Source organism: Pleomorphomonas sp. PLEO, assembly GCF_041320595.1.
GTDB lineage: Bacteria > Pseudomonadota > Alphaproteobacteria > Rhizobiales > Pleomorphomonadaceae > Pleomorphomonas.
Genome location: NZ_CP166625.1, coordinates 5,299,014 through 5,314,517, shown reverse-complemented (window position 1 = coordinate 5,314,517; position 15,504 = coordinate 5,299,014). Strand labels below are relative to the sequence as shown.

Genomic DNA, 15,504 nt, shown 5'->3' with positions numbered 1-15,504 from the left:
CAGTCTCTCCGCCCATTCTTCCGAACTATTTTAAGTATATAGACTTATATGCTTTCGTATTATGCAGGGTGGTGTCAGGAATGACTGCAATTCGTGCGTGACAAAACCAGGTTTTGCCTCGAACCTTTAGAGGTGGGAAGCCGGTCCCCTCCCAGCCGGCCCGACCTGAGGAGCCATGGCATGATCGTGGCAGTCCGCCAAGCGTCGCGCCTTGCACCGGCAGCGACGGTGCCCGTTACACGCCGTGAAAGCCGGCAGAGCGCCGAGATGGCGCTGTTCGGCCTTTACGAGATCTCCAAGATTCTCAACGCGCCCGTCCGCCTTGAGAGCATGTTGGCGAGTGTCGTCAATATCCTCACCTCCTTCCTCGCCATGCGGCGCGGCATGATCGTGGTGATCGACGAAGCCGGCGAGCCGGAAATCGTCGCCACCGCCGGCTGGGCCGGCGAAGTGAAGGGGCGGCCGATCGACAGCTTGCCGCAGGCGGTGATCGACCGGATCGTAGCGACCCAGACTTCCCTGGTCGTGCAGGACACGGCCATAGATCCGCTGTTTGCCGGCACGCAGGCCGCCCACGATCCCAGCCGCGTCTCCTTCGTCGGTGTGCCGATCAAGGACGACCTCAAGGTCATTGGCACGCTCAGCATCGATCGCGTCTGGGACGGCTCGGCCGATATCCGCATCGACGAGGACCTGCGCTTTCTCGCCATGGTCGCCAATCTCGTGGGGCAGGCGGTGCGTTTGCATCGCGTCGTTGCCGCCGACCGTAAACGTCTGATCGACGAGCGGTCCCGGCTCGAAAAGGCACTCGACGAAAAGCCCAAGCCATCCCGCGCCCGGGTTGCCATTGGTGGCATTGTCGGTGACAGCCCGTCGGTGCGTCGCGTCATGGAGACCATATCCATTGTTGCGCCGTCCAATTCCACTGTGCTGCTGCGCGGTGAGAGCGGTACCGGCAAGGAGTTGTTCGCCCGCGCCGTTCATGAACTGTCCAGTCGCAAGACCAAGCCATTCATCAAGCTCAACTGCGCCGCCGTTTCCGAGAGCGTGCTGGAATCGGAGCTGTTCGGTCACGAGAAAGGCGCGTTCACCGGCGCCATCGCGCTGAAGCCCGGCCGGTTCGAACTTGCCAACGGCGGCACGCTGCTGCTCGATGAAATCGGCGAGATCTCGCCCGCCTTCCAGTCCAAGCTGCTGCGCGTTCTCCAGGAGGGCGAGTTCGAGCGGGTTGGAGGTACACGGACGCTGAAGGTCGATGTTCGCCTGATCTGCGCCACCAACCGCGACCTCGAAGCGGCCGTGACGCGGGGCGATTTCCGCGCCGACCTCTATTATCGTATCAACGTCGTACCGGTGTTCCTGCCGCCGCTGCGTGAGCGGCCCGGCGACATTCAGCTGCTTGCCCGCGCCTTCCTCGACCGCTTCAACCGGGAAAATAGCCGCCGGCTGACCATCACCGACAAGGCGCTCGATCTTCTCGGCAAGTGCTATTTCCCCGGCAACGTCCGCGAACTGGAGAACTGCGTCCGCCGCACTGCGACGCTGAGCCGCAGCGATACCATCCGTCGCGAGGATTTCGCCTGCGCTCACGGTGAATGCTTGTCGGCGACGCTGTGGACTGGCGCTCACCATGTGACCGCCGACGAGCAACTGACAGCGCTGAAGCGGGGCGAAATACTGGTACCCGGTCTGCGGCCTCAGCTTCCTCAGACCAGACCACCGCAGGCCGAACCCATACATGACGAGTCTCCGGCCGAAGGCCACGTCTGTGAGCATGCCGGTGCCGACTGTCCCGCCCTCGGCCACCGCGCGGGCGAGAAGGAACGTTTGATCGACGCCATGGAAAAGTCCGGCTGGGTGCAGGCCAAGGCCGCCCGCATCCTCGGTCTGACGCCGCGCCAGATCGGCTATGCGCTGAAGAAGCACCGCGTTGAGCTGAAGCGCTTCTGACCACGCTCTGTCGGAAGTCCGACAAGGGCATGTCGCTTCCAGGCCTTTTCTCAGTGAGCTCTCCATAGCGCATTGATGGAAAACAAGATTTTCCGTGGCATGCGGCTTGCGATGTTGATGGCGACCCGTTCCAAGGAGATATCGCCATGGCCATGTCCATCAACGCCGACGACTGCACCGCCTGTGGTGCCTGTGAAAGCGAATGCCCCTCGAAGGCCATCCGCTTCAAAGGCGCTGTTTACGTGATCGACCCAAAGAAATGCACCGAATGCCAGGGCGCCGCTGACGCACCGCAATGCGACGAGGTCTGCCCATCCGGCGCGATTGCCAAGGCGGCCTGAGATGGCCTTTGTCGATCGCGAGCTCGATGTCGAGATCGACGGCCCGCCGCGCTTCCTGCCCGGCGACAAGGTGGTCGCACGTCTCAACGTGAAAAACGACGGCACCTATCCGGGACGCGATATCGGCGAGCGCCTCGTTCACAAGGGGGATGTCGGCTATGTGCGCGACATCGGCACCTTCCTGCAACAGTTCTACATCTACGCGGTCGACTGGGTCGATCGCGGCATTCTGGTCGGCATGCGGGCGCGGGAATTGACCGCGCTCGATGCTCTCGAGAGGACGGAGCGCCCCCCGCGATGAAAGTGATGATCCGCCAGTCGGCGAAGGGCCTGTCGGCCTACGTTGCCAAGAAGGACCTCGAAGAGCCGATCATCTCTCAGGAAAGGGATGATCTGTGGGGCGGCGCAGTGACGCTGAAGAACGGCTGGGTCCTGGACCTGCCCGACATGCCCTCCGAAACCCGCCTGCCGGTGACTGTCAACGCCCGCCGGCGCGGCGAGGACGACTGACATGAGCGCGCTTCTCGCCGGCGGTCCTCTGGAGATGCTCTCCGGCGCAGCCGCGCGCGTGGCCCTCGTTGACCTTCGCGCTAACCTTCTCGCCGATCGCCTCGTTCCCTATCTCGGGCCGGGTCTGCTGACACTCGAAGGGGCTTCGCCGATGCCCACTTCGCCGGAGGAGGTGGCCGCGGCATTGCAGAAGCGCGTGCCGGTGCCCGGCCGCATCCGCGGCAACATGTGGGCCGTGGCTCAGTATATCGAGAGCCACCGCCATCGCCGCACCTTGAAGAAGCTGATGGCCGACATCTTCGCGGCGGAGCCGCACCCTTCCGACTTCCATCGCTTCCTTGCCGGGCTGCCACTCGGCCTCGTCGTCGACAGCTGGTACGACGGCACGCTCGCCGCCGCTCTGGCCGAAACCGGACGGACCGACATGGTCGACGTTCAGGGAATGTCGCGTGCCACCATCGCCGAAGATCGCTGGTATCGTGGCTTCGACCACGCCGGTCGCGCCGCCGAGCCGGACGGTGCCCATACGCTGGTCTACACGCCGCACGGTGGCATTCGGCCGGAAGGCGATGTGCTGGTTTCCGACAGCGATTATGTCGAGGTGCTGACCGAGATCGACATCCAGACGCCGATTCCGGAGGAGGTTCGGACACGGAGGGCGACGCGCGGCTTCCTGTTTCTGGGTTGTCGCTTCCACGACCAGATGCTGCGGACCTACGCCCGACAGATCCTCAAGCGATCGGCCGGTCCGCATGCCTGCGTGGCAGAGGCCGATCGCCTGAGTTTGAACGAGCGGCGCTTCCTCGCCGCCGAGGGCATTGCGTTGATCGACATGCCGCTCGTGGAGGCAACACAGCTCCTCGCCGGCTGATCCCTTGGGCGGACATCGTGTTCGACTCCCCTCCGTCCGCCCCATCTGGCCGCCCTTCGGGGCGGCCTTTTTCATGACGCCGACGTGCCTTCTTCCGACATTGACTGTCGACTTTTGTCGGACCCGCGACAGCCCCTGTCCCCGCTCTCATCATGAGCTGTTTTCCTTTAAGACAATGAAAGTATTATATTTTCTTTTCAAATGGCCACTTGGCACGGCCCTTGAAATTAAGACGTCGTGAGGCAGCCCGTCGCTGCCGACCGAATTGGCATCCCCTCCCGGTGCTTTTTGCAAGACAAGGAACCATGACCATGGCTGCACTCCGCCAGATCGCCTTTTACGGCAAGGGTGGCATCGGCAAGTCCACCACCTCCCAGAACACGCTCGCTGCCCTCGTCGAGATGGGGCAGAGGGTGCTCATCGTCGGCTGCGACCCCAAGGCCGACTCGACCCGCCTGATCCTCAACGCCAAGGCCCAGGACACCGTCCTCCACCTCGCCGCCGAAAAGGGCTCGGTCGAGGACCTTGAGCTCGAGGACGTGCTGAAGCTCGGCTACAAGGGCATCAAGTGCGTCGAATCCGGCGGCCCGGAGCCGGGCGTCGGCTGCGCCGGCCGCGGCGTCATCACCTCCATCAATTTCCTTGAGGAGAACGGCGCCTACGAAGACGTCGACTACGTCTCCTACGACGTACTCGGCGACGTGGTGTGCGGCGGCTTTGCCATGCCGATCCGCGAGAACAAGGCGCAGGAAATCTACATCGTCATGTCCGGCGAGATGATGGCGCTCTACGCCGCCAACAACATCGCCAAAGGCATCCTGAAATACGCCAACACTGGTGGTGTTCGCCTCGGTGGCCTGATCTGCAACGAGCGCCAGACCGACCGCGAGGTCGACCTTGCCGAGGCGCTTGCCAAGCGCATCAATACCAAGCTGATCCACTTCGTGCCGCGCCACAACATCGTCCAGCATGCCGAACTGCGCAAGCAGACCGTCATCCAGTACGCGCCGGAGTCCGATCAGGCCGAGGAATATCGCCAGCTCGCCACCAAGATCCACGCCAACGGCGGCAAGGGCACCATTCCGACGCCGATCACCATGGAAGAGCTTGAGGACATGCTGCTGGACTTCGGCATCATGAAAACCGACGAGCAGATGATCGCTGAGCTCGCTGCCAAGGAAGCCGCCCGCCAGGCCGCGGTTCCCGCCTGATCCCTGGGGAGGGCGCGCGGGTACCGGGCCTTGACCCTGGTATCCGCGCTGTTTCCCTTCCCCTTCCGCGAGGACAAGTCCATGAGCGACAGTTACGAAAACGACGGCAAGGCCCACGAGCAGTACATCACCGAGGTCCTCGCCCAGTACCCCGAAAAGTTCGCCAAGCGGCGCAAGAAGCATCTCGCCGTTGCCAAGGCAGTCGAGGCGGTCTCGGACGCCCCTGTCGGCGAGGAAGGGCCTCTTCTCACCGAGTGCGACGTCAAGTCCAACATCAAGTCGATCCCCGGCGTCATGACCATCCGCGGCTGTGCCTACGCCGGCTCCAAGGGCGTGGTGTGGGGACCGGTCAAGGACATGGTCCATATCAGCCATGGCCCGGTCGGCTGTGGCCAGTATTCCTGGTCCCAGCGCCGCAACTACTATGTCGGCACCACCGGCATCGACGCCTTCGGCACCATGCAGATTACCTCTGACTTCCAGGAGAAGGACATCGTCTTCGGCGGTGACAAGAAGCTGGACAAGGTGATCGACGAGATCGAGCAGATGTTCCCGCTGAACGGCGGCATCTCGGTGCAGTCCGAATGCCCGATCGGCCTGATCGGCGACGACATCGAAGCCGTCTCCCGCCGCAAGGGCAAGGAAATTGGCAAGACCATCGTTCCCGTCCGCTGCGAGGGCTTTCGTGGCGTGTCGCAGTCGCTCGGTCACCATATCGCCAACGACGCCATCCGCGACTGGGTGCTCGACAAGAGCGCCGAGGCCGAGTGGGAAGCCGGCCCCTACGATGTCAACATCGTCGGCGACTACAACATCGGCGGCGACGCCTGGGCTTCACGCCGCCTCCTCGAAGAGATGGGGCTTCGCATCTGTGGCAACTGGTCGGGCGATGCCACGCTCGCCGAGATGGAGCGTGCGCCCAAGGCCAAGCTCAACCTCATCCACTGCTACCGCTCGATGAACTACATCTGCCGGCACATGGAAGAGAAGTACGGTATCCCCTGGATGGAATACAACTTCTTCGGCCCGTCGCAGATCGCCGCCAGCTTGCGCAAGATCGCCAAGCACTTCGGCCCGGAGATCGAGGCGAAGGCCGAGGAGGTCATCGCCAAGTACAAGCCGCTAGTCGATAGCATTCTGGAAAAATTTGGCCCGCGCCTCAAGGGCAAGAAAGTCATGCTTTACGTCGGCGGCCTCCGGCCGCGCCACGTCATGACCGCCTATGAGGATCTCGGCATGGAGATCGCCGGCACGGGCTACGAGTTCGGCCATAACGACGACTACCAGCGCACCGGCCACTACGCCAAGCCGGGCACGCTGATCTACGACGACGTCACCGGCTACGAGTTGGAGAAGTTCGTCGAGAAGATCCGTCCGGATCTGGTCGGCTCGGGCATCAAGGAAAAGTATCCGGTCCAGAAGATGGGTATCCCGTTCCGCCAGATGCATTCCTGGGACTATTCGGGCCCGTACCACGGCTACGATGGCTTTGCCATCTTCGCCCGCGACATGGATCTCGCCATCAACAATCCGGTCTGGGCCCTGTTCGACGCGCCTTGGACCGATGGTGGCGAACTCCTCGCCGCCGCCGAATGACCTGATGCTCCCTCCCGGGAAGGGGAGGGGGCTCCCCAAAAGCCGATCCTTTCACCACGCGTTCCGCGTGACCGATACTCCTATGCCCGTCTGGCCGCCGTATGGCGCGGCGCGGGCGATGAGGTCAGACAATGCCCCAGTCAGCAGAGAAGATCCTCGACCACGGCCCCTTGTTCCGCGAGCCGGAATATCAGGAAATGTTCGCCCGCAAGAAGGCTTGCGACGGTGCCGCCAGCATCGACGCCACGGCGCTTCAGGGCGAATACACCAAGGGTTGGGAGTACCGGGAAAAGAACTTCGCCCGTGAGGCGCTGGTGATCAACCCGGCCAAGGCCTGCCAGCCGCTCGGCGCGGTATTCGCCGCCGCCGGCTTCGAGAAGACCATGAGCTTCGTGCATGGCTCGCAGGGTTGCGCTGCCTATTTCCGCTCGCATCTCTCCCGTCACTTCAAGGAACCCTGCACGGCGGTCTCCTCGTCGATGACCGAGGACGCGGCGGTGTTCGGCGGCCTCAACAACATGGTCGATGGCCTCGCCAACTGCTATGCGCTGTACCAGCCGAAGATGATCACCGTTTCGACCACCTGCATGGCCGAGGTGATTGGCGACGACTTGCACGGCTTCATCGGCACCGCCAAGGCCAAGGGGTCGGTACCTGAAGACTTCGACGTGCCCTTCGCCCATACGCCGTCCTTCGTCGGCAGCCACATTGATGGCTATGACAACTCCATCAAGGGCATCCTCGAGCATTTCTGGAAGGACAATGCGGCGGTTGCCGGCTCGTCCGAGACCATCAACATCGTCCCGGGCTTCGATGGCTTCTGCGTCGGCAACAATCGCGAGCTTGCTCGCATCCTGGGCCTGATGGGCGTCAGCTATACCTTCATTGGCGATGCCGCCGACCAGTTCGACACTCCGTCGGACGGCGAATATCGCATGTATGACGGTGGGACCACCATCGACGAGCTGAAGGCGGCCAAGGGGGCGAAGGCGACCATCGCGCTGCAGCATTGGAACAGCCGCAAGACGCTGGACTATGCCGCGAATGTCGGCCAGGAGACGGCGAGCTTCCACTATCCCCTCGGCATCCGTGCCACCGACGAGCTTCTCATGAAGATCTCGTCCCTGTCCGGCAAGGCTATTCCCGAGGCGCTTCGCCTCGAGCGCGGCCGCCTTGTGGACGCCATGGCCGACAGTCAGGCCTATCTGCACGGCAAGCGCTACGCCATCTTCGGTGATCCCGATTTTGTCCAGGCGATGGCTCGCTTCATTCTCGAGACCGGCGGCGAGCCCGTCCATTGCCTCTCCACCAACGGCGGCAAGGAGTGGGCCGAGAACATGCGCAAGCTGTTCGACAGCTCGCCCTTCGGCAAGGACTGCAAGGCGCATGAGCACAAGGATCTCTGGCACCTGCGCTCGCTGCTGTTCACCGAACCGGTCGACTTCGTGATAGGCAACAGCCATGGCAAGTATCTCGAACGCGACACTGGAACGCCGTTGATCCGCCTGACCTTCCCGATCTTCGATCGTCACCATCATCACCGCTTCCCGGTGATCGGCTACCAGGGTGGTCTCCGCGTCCTGACCACCATCCTCGACAAGCTGTTCGACAAGCTCGATGCCGAGACCAACATCGCCGGCGACACCGATATCTCCTTCGACCTGACACGCTGACGTCCGTTTCGACGGAAAAAGCGAAGGCCGGCCCCGGCAGCGGAGCCGGCCATTTCGTTAGGCTCAACGTGGCTCGTCGCAAACCCGACAATGGCGTGTCGGGCCGCCATCATCGCTTTGCAGGGCTTGGGCGGAAATCACGGGTCATACCGGAAAGTGACGCAATTTCAGTTGGATATGGGTTCTTCATCCACTGGCATGCGGCTTGCGAACTTCAAAGTAATCGAAACATCTTGGAGGCGCCGATGTCCCTCAAGGCCAGGATTGCCACCGTCTTCGACGAGCCGGCTTGCCCGACCAATCGGGAGAAGTCCGAAACGGTGCGCCGCAAGGGCTGCTCGAAGCCGCTGACGCCCGGCGCGGCGGCCGGCGGCTGCGCCTTCGACGGCGCCAAGATCGTATTACAGCCGGTGACAGACGTCGCCCATCTCGTTCACGGCCCTCTCGCCTGCGAGGGTAACTCCTGGGACAATCGCCACGCCGCCTCGTCCGGCTCAGATCTATGGCGGCGGTCGTTCACCACCGACCTCAGCGAGCTCGACATCGTCATGGGCAATGGCGAGAAGAAGCTGTTCAAGGCGATCCGGACGATCGTCGAGCGGCACGATCCGCCGGCCGTGTTCGTCTATTCCACTTGCGTCACCGCGCTGATCGGCGACGATATCGTTGCCGTCTGCAAACGCGCCAGCGAGCGCTTCGAGCGGCCGGTCGTTCCTGTTGAGGCGCCGGGCTTTGTCGGCTCGAAGAACCTTGGCAACCGCCTGGCCGGCCAGACGCTTCTCGACCACATCGTCGGCACGATCGAGCCGGACGACGTCACCCCCTATGATGTCAACATCCTCGGCGAATACAATCTCGTCGGCGAGTTCTGGTTCGTGAAGCCGCTGCTCGAAGAGCTCGGCATCCGCCTGCGCGCCGTCATCCCCGGCGATGCTCGCTATCGCGACATCGCCACCGCGCATCGGGTCAAGGCCAACATGATGGTCTGCTCGTCGGCGCTCATCAATCTCGCGCGCGGCATGCAGGAGAGATGGGGCATCCCGTATTTCGAGGGCTCCTTCTACGGCATTTCCGACACCTCGGCCGCTATTCGCGGCATCTGTGGTCTCCTAGTGGAAGAAGGTGCTCCCGCCGAACTCCTTGATCGGGCCGAGGCGCTGATCGCTCGCGAGGAAGCGATCGCCTGGCAGCGCATCGCGCCGCTGAAGCCCCGGCTCGCCGGCAAGCGGGTGTTACTCAACACCGGCGGCGTCAAGAGTTGGTCGGTGGTCAACGCTCTGCAGGAAGCCGGCATGGAAGTCATCCGCACGTCGATCAAGAAGTCGACCGAGGAGGACAAGGCGCGTGCGCTCGCCGCGCTGAAGGACGAAAAGCACCTGTTCGATCGTCTGGCGCCGCGTGAGATCTACCGCATGCTGGCCGACGGCGAGGCCGACATCATGCTGTCGGGCGGCCGCACGCAGTTCATCGCTCTGAAGGCGAAAACTCCGTGGCTCGATGTCAACCAGGAGCGCCATCACCCCTACGCTGGTTACGAGGGCATCGTCGAGCTGCTCAAGCGGATCGATCTCGCGGTCAACAGCCCGGTTTTCCCGGCCCTGCGCGTGCCTGCGCCATGGGACGAGGCAGGGCGGCTCCTCGATGTCACCGACACACCCGTCGAGGTCGCCCACAGCTTCCGCAAGTTCGCCAGCGGCGCCCTTGAAGACGCCGACGATTGCTGAGGAGATGGTGATGCCAGCAAACGAAGTCCGCTCCCTCTCCACCAATCCGCTGAAGTCGTCGCAGCCACTCGGTGCCGCCTATGCTTTCCTCGGCATCGAGGGCGCCATACCGCTTCTTCATGGGAGCCAAGGCTGCACGGCCTTTGCGCTGGTGCTGTTCGTCCGCCATTTCAAGGAAACCATCCCGATCCAGACGACGGCGATGAACGAGATATCGACGGTGCTGGGTGGCGCCGATCATCTTGAGGAAGCCATCGTCAATATCCGAACACGCGCCAACCCCAAGCTGATCGGCGTCTGCACCACGGCGCTGGTCGAGACACGTGGTGAGGATTTCGCCGCCGACCTAGCCGCGATCCGGAACCGCCGCGCCGACGAACTCGGCGATTGCCATGTCGTTCTCGCCGGAACCCCCGATTTCAAGGGCTCGATCGAGGAGGGTTGGAGCGCTGCCGTCACGGCGATGATCGAGACGTTGACCCGACCGGCGACCCGCCGCGATCCCGAACGCCTTGTTATCCTCGCGCCAAGCCACTTCACGGTCGGCGACATCGAGACGTTGCGGCAGACGGTCGAGGCTTTCGGTCTCACACCGGTGATCCTGCCGGATATCTCCGGTTCGCTCGACGGCACGGTGCCGGATCGCTGGATCCCCTCCACCTATGGCGGCACCCCGATCGCCGATATCGAATCCTTGGGCGCCGCCTGCCATTGTGTTGCCATCGGTGAACACATGCGCCACCCGGCCGAGGCGCTACGCCGGAAAACCGGCCTTGCCTATACGCTGCTGCCAACCCTGACCGGCCTTGCCGCTACCGATCGCTTTATATCCCTGCTTGCCCGACTCTCCGGCCGGCCGGTACCCGCTTCGATCCGCCGTCGCCGATCGCAGCTTCAGGATGCCATGCTGGACGGCCATTTCCACTTCGGTGGCCGCAAGATAGCTGTCGCCGCCGAGCCGGACCTTCTCTACCAGATGGCGAGCTTCTTTACCGAGATGGGCGCCGAGATCCCCGTCGCCATCGCATCGACGGCGGACAATCCCTGCCTGGACGCCGTGCCAGCCGAGGTGATGGTCGGCGATCTTGGCGACTTTGAAGCGCGCGCGGGTGGCGCCGATCTGCTGGTCAGTCACGCCCACGGCCGACAGGCGTCGGAAAGGCTGGGCATCCCGCTGTTTCGGGTCGGCTTCCCGATCTTCGATCGGCTAGGCGCCCAGCATCGCCGCGGCGCCCTCTACGAGGGCACGCGCGACCTCATCTTCGAGGTGGCGAACACTCTGATTGCCACCGACCACCACCCTTCGACCCCTGAAAGCCTCAATCCGCTCCGCAACCGGGAGACACCTCATGACAGCCGTCCGTCGCCTGAGCCTCGTCGACACTGACGCGGCGCACGACGCCACCCCGCCGCTCGGCGCGGTGCGCGTCGCCATTGCTTCCAACGATCTCAAGGGGCTCAACGCCCACTTCGGCTCGGCGCCCAAGTTTGCCGTCTATGACGTGACACCCTCCGGCTGGAGCTTCGTCGAGGCCGTCGAGTTCGAGGGCAACACCGAAGGCGACGGCACGCACCGCGCCGAAGGCGACGATCGCATCACGCCGAAGGTGGACGCGCTCGCCGGATGCCACCTGCTGTTCTGCCTGGCCATCGGTGGTCCGGCCGCTGCCAAGGCGGTGGCGAGCCGCATCCATCCGATCAAGGCGCAGCCGGCAACCATCGAGGATGTGCTGGAAAAGGTGCGCGCCATGCTGACCGGCAGCCCGCCCCCCTGGCTGCGCAAGGTGCTTGAGGCAGCCGGTGTCGGCGCCCCCAGACCCGATTTCGAGGATGACGGAGCATGAGTGACATAGCCGCCGCAGCGCCTGCCGCCACCGACCATCCCTTCGTGAAGATGCTGGCCAGCCTCGTCCGCGCCGCCGACAGTCACGGTGTCTGGGAACGCAAGTCCGACGCCGAAGTACTGGCCGAGTTCGTGGTCAGCCGCGAGGAAAGACGGGCGCGGCCGATCATCGACGACCCTGATCCCGACATCATCGACCGTGTCGAGGCCTTCTATGGTGCCGTCGGTCTCGCGGTCGAACAGGCAACCGGCCGAGTTGCCTCGCCGATCCTGAAACTCAATCACGAGGGCTTCGGTCGCGTGCTGCTCACCGCCGGTCGCCTGGTGGTGATCTCCAAGACGCTGCGCGACGTCCATCGCTTCGGCTTCGATGATTTCGCGGCGCTGGCCACCGCCGGCGGCAAGATGGTCGACGAGGCCACCGCCATGATCGGCCGTTTCCCCGAGGTTGCAGACCTCTGACGCTATCGACCCCGAACCATGCGAGCTGGAGATATTGATGGCCGACTACACCACCCGCGACGGCAGTCCCTGGACGCCGCTGTTTCTCGTCTCGATCAATGGCGACGCGTGCATCGGCTGCGCCCGCTGCTTCAAGGTCTGCGATCGCGACGTCATGCACCTCTACGGCGTCGATGAGGACGGCGAAATCCTTGGCAAGGTGGTCGAGGACGACGACGACGATTTCGATGGCGAGCTCAATCGCAAGATCATGGTCGCTGACAACGACGGCGCCTGCATCGGCTGCAACGCCTGCGCCCGCGTCTGCCCGAAGAACTGCCAGAGCCATGTCGCGCCCGACAAGCTGGCGGCATAACGCGGTCAGTGCTTTCCTTCATCCGAAAGTCGGCAAGAGCGGCACGACATTGCCGCTTTCCGCTGCCGCGCGGGCGAGTATCTTCTGCCGCCGGTCATCGGTCTCCTGCCACCAGCCGCGCACCACGCGCAGGCGGCAGGCGAGCAGCGTGCCGATCCCGCCAGTGAACCGCAGCCAAGCTTCTACGTCCTCCCGCCGGACCGCCGTCAGGACAGGAAGGCCGAAGGCGGCAAGCGTGCCGAAGGCGTCGGCATAGCCGCCGCCAGCGATTTCGGCTACGCCGAAGCGGGGTATGACAGCAAGATCGGCGCGGGCCTCAATGGCCGAGAGAATGCGCCGTGTCGTCACGGCAAGTCCGACCGGGTCGATCGTTGCTCGCGATTCCAGCCAGTGATCGCCGGCAACGAGATCGACCACAGTCGTGTCTCTGCTTGGGGGCTCCTCATCGTCGGGTAAGTGGAGAATGCCTCCGACCTGCCGCCCCGCCGTTTGAAGCTCGTCGGCGAAAAAGGCGATGAGATGATCGACCGAGGCTCCTTCCTCGAAAACGATCGCCGCGAGTTCGGAAGCATTGATGCTGGCGGGGTCGAGGGCGGGAAAGCGGTCGAGCAGGCGGCGGGTCATCAGGGGCTCCCTGTCGGATGCGGGCTGCAACGGGGTGCGCCTCGCAAGGGGCGGGCCAATTGCCTTGAACGTTATTATCGTAGCTATATAACGAAACAAGGTTTCACGAGACCACGGAGACGGCCATGCGGCTTTCGGCGCGTAACATCCTGAAAGGCAAGGTGGTGGCCCTTACCAGGGGCGCCACCACCACTCACGTCAAGGTCGAGATCGTTGAGGGCATGGTCGTCACCGCCTCGATCACCAATGAGGCAGCCGACGATCTGGGGCTGATGGTCGGTCTGGAAGCCGCCGCCATCATCAAGGCGTCCGACGTAATGATCGGAATAGAACTGTGATTTCGCGCGCCGACATCGATCGCCTGTTGGCGGAGGATGTACCGGCCGGCGACCTCACCACCGATGCTCTTGGTATCGGCGATCGTCGCGGTCGCATGACCTTCGCGGCGCGCTATGACATGGTGCTTGCCGGCGTCGAGGTCGCACTGAAAATGGTGGATGGCCTTACCGTTGTCCGTTATGCCCACGATGGAGATCGGCTTTCCGCCGGAGCCCCGATCCTGGACGCATGCGGGTCGGCCGCCGATCTGCACCGCGCGTGGAAAGCGGCGCAGACGCTTCTTGAAATCCTCTCGGGCATTGCCTCCGCCACCCGCGCCGTTGTTGACGCTGCAGCTCCTGTTCCGGTCGCCACAACACGCAAAACGGTACCAGGCGCCCGCGCCCTGTCGCAGCTCGCCGTCCGAGCTGGTGGGGGCATCCTGCATCGCCACGGTTTGTCGGAGACCATCTTGGTGTTTCCTGAGCACCGCTTGTTTTTGGCTGGTGAAAGCCTTTCAGAGACTGCCGCCCGGCTTAGGCGGACCCAGCCCGAGAAGGCGCTTAACATCGAAGTGAGTACTATTGACGAGGCGGCTGAGGCTGCTATCGCTGGCTTCGACGTGGTGCAGCTTGAGAAATTCACACCCGAGGCGCTTGCCGAATTGGTCAGCCGCCTGCCGGCAAAGGGCAAACGCGCCCGTCTTGCTGCCGCCGGCGGCATCGATCCAACCAATGCCCCGGCCTATGTCGCAGCCGGTGCCGATCTTCTCGTCACCTCCTGGCCCTACACCGCTCGCCCGCGCGACGTCGCCGTCCGCTTCTTTGCCGACTGATCTCGGCACGGCCCTTGCGCTGTCTTTCTTCAACGACCCCGGAAATCAGGCAGGGCAGCTTTCGCCTTGTCGGGTTTCTGACAGAGTTGAAGGAGGTGACACATGCTGGCGTCGACCTTTGCCCACCACTATGCCACGCTTCGTGCCGCGGCCCTCCCAGCACGGGATGAGGCGGAGGCTTTCGACAGCCACGTGCTGGCTGCGATCCTCGCTTCGGCGCTGACCGAAGCGGAAGCGCCGGGCGTCCGCTGTGCCGATGGTCTTGGCCTCTCGCCTACCGAAATCAGCAGGCTCATTAGCCGCCGCTTCCCCCGCTATGCCTCCGTCGGTCTCGATGGCCTCGCCCCGAGCGCCCCTTTGGAAGAGGAAATGCTCCTCGCCGATCTCCTGTTGGCGCATCGCTCCGGTCCAGAACCCGTCTCAGCATGGCTCGCCGTCTTGATTGCCCGCCGGGCGATGCGGCCCGACCACCTCTGGCAGGATCTCGGTCTGAACGATCGCGGCGAGCTCAATCGTCTGCTCGCCCGCCATTTCCGCACGCTGCACGCCGGCAATACCCACAACATGCGCTGGAAGAAATATTTCTACCGCGTGCTCTGCGAGGCTGAGGGCTTCTCGCTGTGCGCGGCGCCGTCTTGCGCGGTCTGCTCCGACTTCACTGATTGCTTCGGCGCCGAGGATGGCCTCAGTCGCCTCGCCGATCTGCGTCGGCGCATCGAGGAGGCCGCCTGAGCCGAAACGTAGGACATGTCGGGTTTCCGACATGTCGGGGTGCCCGCCTTTTCATTTCAATGGGTTAGTCGCTGGCATGCCTCATGCACTTTGGATGTGGACCTCTTCGTTTTCCGAAACGCGAAGGACGAGACCATGATCGAACTTACCGAAAGCGCCGCTGATGCTGTTCGTACCGCGCTCGCCGGGGCCGGCGAGCGGGCAGAGGGGCTGCGTATCGTCGTTGAAGCCGGCGGTTGCGCCGGTTTGAAATATCGCATGGGCCTTGAGAGAGACGAGCGCCCCGGAGATCTCGTGCTGGAGCAGGATGGTATCAGGCTCTACCTCGACGCACTCACCCAGCGGCATGTCGGCGGCCTGGTGGTCGACTTCGTCGATGGCATCGAGCAATCGGGCTTCGTCTTCGATAATCCTAACGCTGCCTCCCGCTGCTCTTGCGGCAAATCCTTCTGCTGAGAG

General features: G+C 63.5%; 18 protein-coding genes. 17 read left to right on the top strand and 1 reads right to left on the bottom strand.

Features of this window, described 5'->3' with window-relative positions:
- Window positions 1–180: 180 nt before the first annotated feature.
- From nifA to fdxB, 13 genes are all read left to right on the top strand, one after another.
- Window positions 181–1,950, top strand: coding sequence for a nif-specific transcriptional activator NifA (gene nifA / locus AB6N07_RS24560; RefSeq protein WP_370675651.1), 1,770 nt, complete (start codon window positions 181–183; stop codon window positions 1,948–1,950).
- Between the two features lie 146 nt (window positions 1,951–2,096).
- Complete coding sequence (locus tag AB6N07_RS24555; protein ID WP_026791015.1) at window positions 2,097–2,291, top strand: 4Fe-4S binding protein; 195 nt, start codon at window positions 2,097–2,099, stop codon at window positions 2,289–2,291.
- 1 nt (window position 2,292) lies between these two features.
- A complete protein-coding gene (locus tag AB6N07_RS24550) occupies window positions 2,293–2,592 on the top strand; it encodes a nitrogen fixation protein NifZ (protein WP_370675650.1) in 300 nt (99 codons plus the stop codon).
- Window positions 2,589–2,801 (top strand): putative nitrogen fixation protein NifT, encoded by a 213-nt coding sequence (gene nifT / locus AB6N07_RS24545; protein WP_370675649.1) that lies wholly within the window; start codon window positions 2,589–2,591, stop codon window positions 2,799–2,801. The genes AB6N07_RS24550 and nifT overlap by 4 nt, the downstream gene beginning before the upstream one ends.
- Before the next feature lies 1 nt (window position 2,802).
- Entirely contained in the window at window positions 2,803–3,672 is an 870-nt protein-coding gene (locus AB6N07_RS24540) for an SIR2 family protein (RefSeq protein WP_370675648.1), read from the top strand.
- A gap of 311 nt (window positions 3,673–3,983) precedes the next feature.
- The gene (gene nifH / locus AB6N07_RS24535; protein WP_370675647.1) at window positions 3,984–4,883 is read left to right on the top strand and encodes a nitrogenase iron protein; all 900 of its coding nucleotides are present in this window, start codon (window positions 3,984–3,986) and stop codon (window positions 4,881–4,883) included.
- 81 nt (window positions 4,884–4,964) lie between these two features.
- Entirely contained in the window at window positions 4,965–6,479 is a 1,515-nt protein-coding gene (nifD, locus tag AB6N07_RS24530) for a nitrogenase molybdenum-iron protein alpha chain (RefSeq protein WP_370678318.1), read from the top strand.
- A gap of 131 nt (window positions 6,480–6,610) precedes the next feature.
- Window positions 6,611–8,152: a nitrogenase molybdenum-iron protein subunit beta gene (gene nifK, locus AB6N07_RS24525; protein WP_370675646.1), complete on the top strand. Its 1,542-nt coding sequence runs from the start codon at window positions 6,611–6,613 to the stop codon at window positions 8,150–8,152.
- 245 nt (window positions 8,153–8,397) lie between these two features.
- Complete coding sequence (gene nifE, locus AB6N07_RS24520) at window positions 8,398–9,876, top strand: nitrogenase iron-molybdenum cofactor biosynthesis protein NifE (RefSeq protein ID WP_370675645.1); 1,479 nt, start codon at window positions 8,398–8,400, stop codon at window positions 9,874–9,876.
- Between the two features lie 4 nt (window positions 9,877–9,880).
- Window positions 9,881–11,263: a nitrogenase iron-molybdenum cofactor biosynthesis protein NifN gene (gene nifN / locus AB6N07_RS24515; RefSeq protein WP_370675644.1), complete on the top strand. Its 1,383-nt coding sequence runs from the start codon at window positions 9,881–9,883 to the stop codon at window positions 11,261–11,263.
- Window positions 11,226–11,720 (top strand): nitrogen fixation protein NifX, encoded by a 495-nt coding sequence (nifX, locus tag AB6N07_RS24510; protein ID WP_370675643.1) that lies wholly within the window; start codon window positions 11,226–11,228, stop codon window positions 11,718–11,720. The genes nifN and nifX overlap by 38 nt, the downstream gene beginning before the upstream one ends.
- Window positions 11,717–12,181: a NifX-associated nitrogen fixation protein gene (locus AB6N07_RS24505; RefSeq protein ID WP_370675642.1), complete on the top strand. Its 465-nt coding sequence runs from the start codon at window positions 11,717–11,719 to the stop codon at window positions 12,179–12,181. The genes nifX and AB6N07_RS24505 overlap by 4 nt, the downstream gene beginning before the upstream one ends.
- 37 nt (window positions 12,182–12,218) lie before the next feature.
- Entirely contained in the window at window positions 12,219–12,536 is a 318-nt protein-coding gene (fdxB, locus tag AB6N07_RS24500; RefSeq protein ID WP_370675641.1) for a ferredoxin III, nif-specific, read from the top strand.
- Window positions 12,537–12,554: 18 nt separating this feature from the next.
- On the opposite strand, the gene AB6N07_RS24495 is transcribed toward fdxB, so the two are convergent.
- Window positions 12,555–13,160: a DUF2478 domain-containing protein gene (locus AB6N07_RS24495; protein ID WP_370675640.1), complete on the bottom strand. Its 606-nt coding sequence runs from the start codon at window positions 13,158–13,160 to the stop codon at window positions 12,555–12,557.
- Between the two features lie 125 nt (window positions 13,161–13,285).
- Between AB6N07_RS24495 and AB6N07_RS24490 the strand changes: the two genes are divergently transcribed.
- The 4 genes from AB6N07_RS24490 to AB6N07_RS24475 all read left to right on the top strand — a co-directional run bounded on the left by AB6N07_RS24490 (window position 13,286) and on the right by AB6N07_RS24475 (window position 15,501).
- Window positions 13,286–13,498: a molybdopterin-binding protein gene (locus AB6N07_RS24490; RefSeq protein WP_026791028.1), complete on the top strand. Its 213-nt coding sequence runs from the start codon at window positions 13,286–13,288 to the stop codon at window positions 13,496–13,498.
- Window positions 13,495–14,313 (top strand): ModD protein, encoded by an 819-nt coding sequence (gene modD, locus AB6N07_RS24485; protein WP_370675639.1) that lies wholly within the window; start codon window positions 13,495–13,497, stop codon window positions 14,311–14,313. The genes AB6N07_RS24490 and modD overlap by 4 nt, the downstream gene beginning before the upstream one ends.
- A gap of 102 nt (window positions 14,314–14,415) precedes the next feature.
- Entirely contained in the window at window positions 14,416–15,045 is a 630-nt protein-coding gene (locus AB6N07_RS24480) for a nitrogen fixation protein NifQ (RefSeq protein WP_370675638.1), read from the top strand.
- A gap of 135 nt (window positions 15,046–15,180) precedes the next feature.
- Complete coding sequence (locus AB6N07_RS24475) at window positions 15,181–15,501, top strand: HesB/IscA family protein (protein ID WP_370675637.1); 321 nt, start codon at window positions 15,181–15,183, stop codon at window positions 15,499–15,501.
- Window positions 15,502–15,504: the final 3 nt, after the last annotated feature.

What these genes read in the sequence shown, in the direction of transcription:
- AB6N07_RS24550 (WP_370675650.1), top strand. Translation starts at nt 2,293, where the DNA reads ATGGCCTTTGTCGATCGCGAGCTCGATGTCGAGATCGACGGCCCGCCG.
- nifX (WP_370675643.1), top strand. Translation starts at nt 11,226, where the DNA reads ATGACAGCCGTCCGTCGCCTGAGCCTCGTCGACACTGACGCGGCGCAC.
- nifE (WP_370675645.1), top strand. Translation starts at nt 8,398, where the DNA reads ATGTCCCTCAAGGCCAGGATTGCCACCGTCTTCGACGAGCCGGCTTGC.
- AB6N07_RS24540 (WP_370675648.1), top strand. Translation starts at nt 2,803, where the DNA reads ATGAGCGCGCTTCTCGCCGGCGGTCCTCTGGAGATGCTCTCCGGCGCA.
- nifN (WP_370675644.1), top strand. Translation starts at nt 9,881, where the DNA reads ATGGTGATGCCAGCAAACGAAGTCCGCTCCCTCTCCACCAATCCGCTG.
- nifH (WP_370675647.1), top strand. Translation starts at nt 3,984, where the DNA reads ATGGCTGCACTCCGCCAGATCGCCTTTTACGGCAAGGGTGGCATCGGC.
- AB6N07_RS24555 (WP_026791015.1), top strand. Translation starts at nt 2,097, where the DNA reads ATGGCCATGTCCATCAACGCCGACGACTGCACCGCCTGTGGTGCCTGT.
- AB6N07_RS24480 (WP_370675638.1), top strand. Translation starts at nt 14,416, where the DNA reads ATGCTGGCGTCGACCTTTGCCCACCACTATGCCACGCTTCGTGCCGCG.
- nifK (WP_370675646.1), top strand. Translation starts at nt 6,611, where the DNA reads ATGCCCCAGTCAGCAGAGAAGATCCTCGACCACGGCCCCTTGTTCCGC.
- AB6N07_RS24490 (WP_026791028.1), top strand. Translation starts at nt 13,286, where the DNA reads ATGCGGCTTTCGGCGCGTAACATCCTGAAAGGCAAGGTGGTGGCCCTT.
- nifT (WP_370675649.1), top strand. Translation starts at nt 2,589, where the DNA reads ATGAAAGTGATGATCCGCCAGTCGGCGAAGGGCCTGTCGGCCTACGTT.
- AB6N07_RS24495 (WP_370675640.1), bottom strand. Translation starts at nt 13,160, where the DNA reads ATGACCCGCCGCCTGCTCGACCGCTTTCCCGCCCTCGACCCCGCCAGC.
- nifD (WP_370678318.1), top strand. Translation starts at nt 4,965, where the DNA reads ATGAGCGACAGTTACGAAAACGACGGCAAGGCCCACGAGCAGTACATC.
- AB6N07_RS24475 (WP_370675637.1), top strand. Translation starts at nt 15,181, where the DNA reads ATGATCGAACTTACCGAAAGCGCCGCTGATGCTGTTCGTACCGCGCTC.
- nifA (WP_370675651.1), top strand. Translation starts at nt 181, where the DNA reads ATGATCGTGGCAGTCCGCCAAGCGTCGCGCCTTGCACCGGCAGCGACG.
- fdxB (WP_370675641.1), top strand. Translation starts at nt 12,219, where the DNA reads ATGGCCGACTACACCACCCGCGACGGCAGTCCCTGGACGCCGCTGTTT.
- AB6N07_RS24505 (WP_370675642.1), top strand. Translation starts at nt 11,717, where the DNA reads ATGAGTGACATAGCCGCCGCAGCGCCTGCCGCCACCGACCATCCCTTC.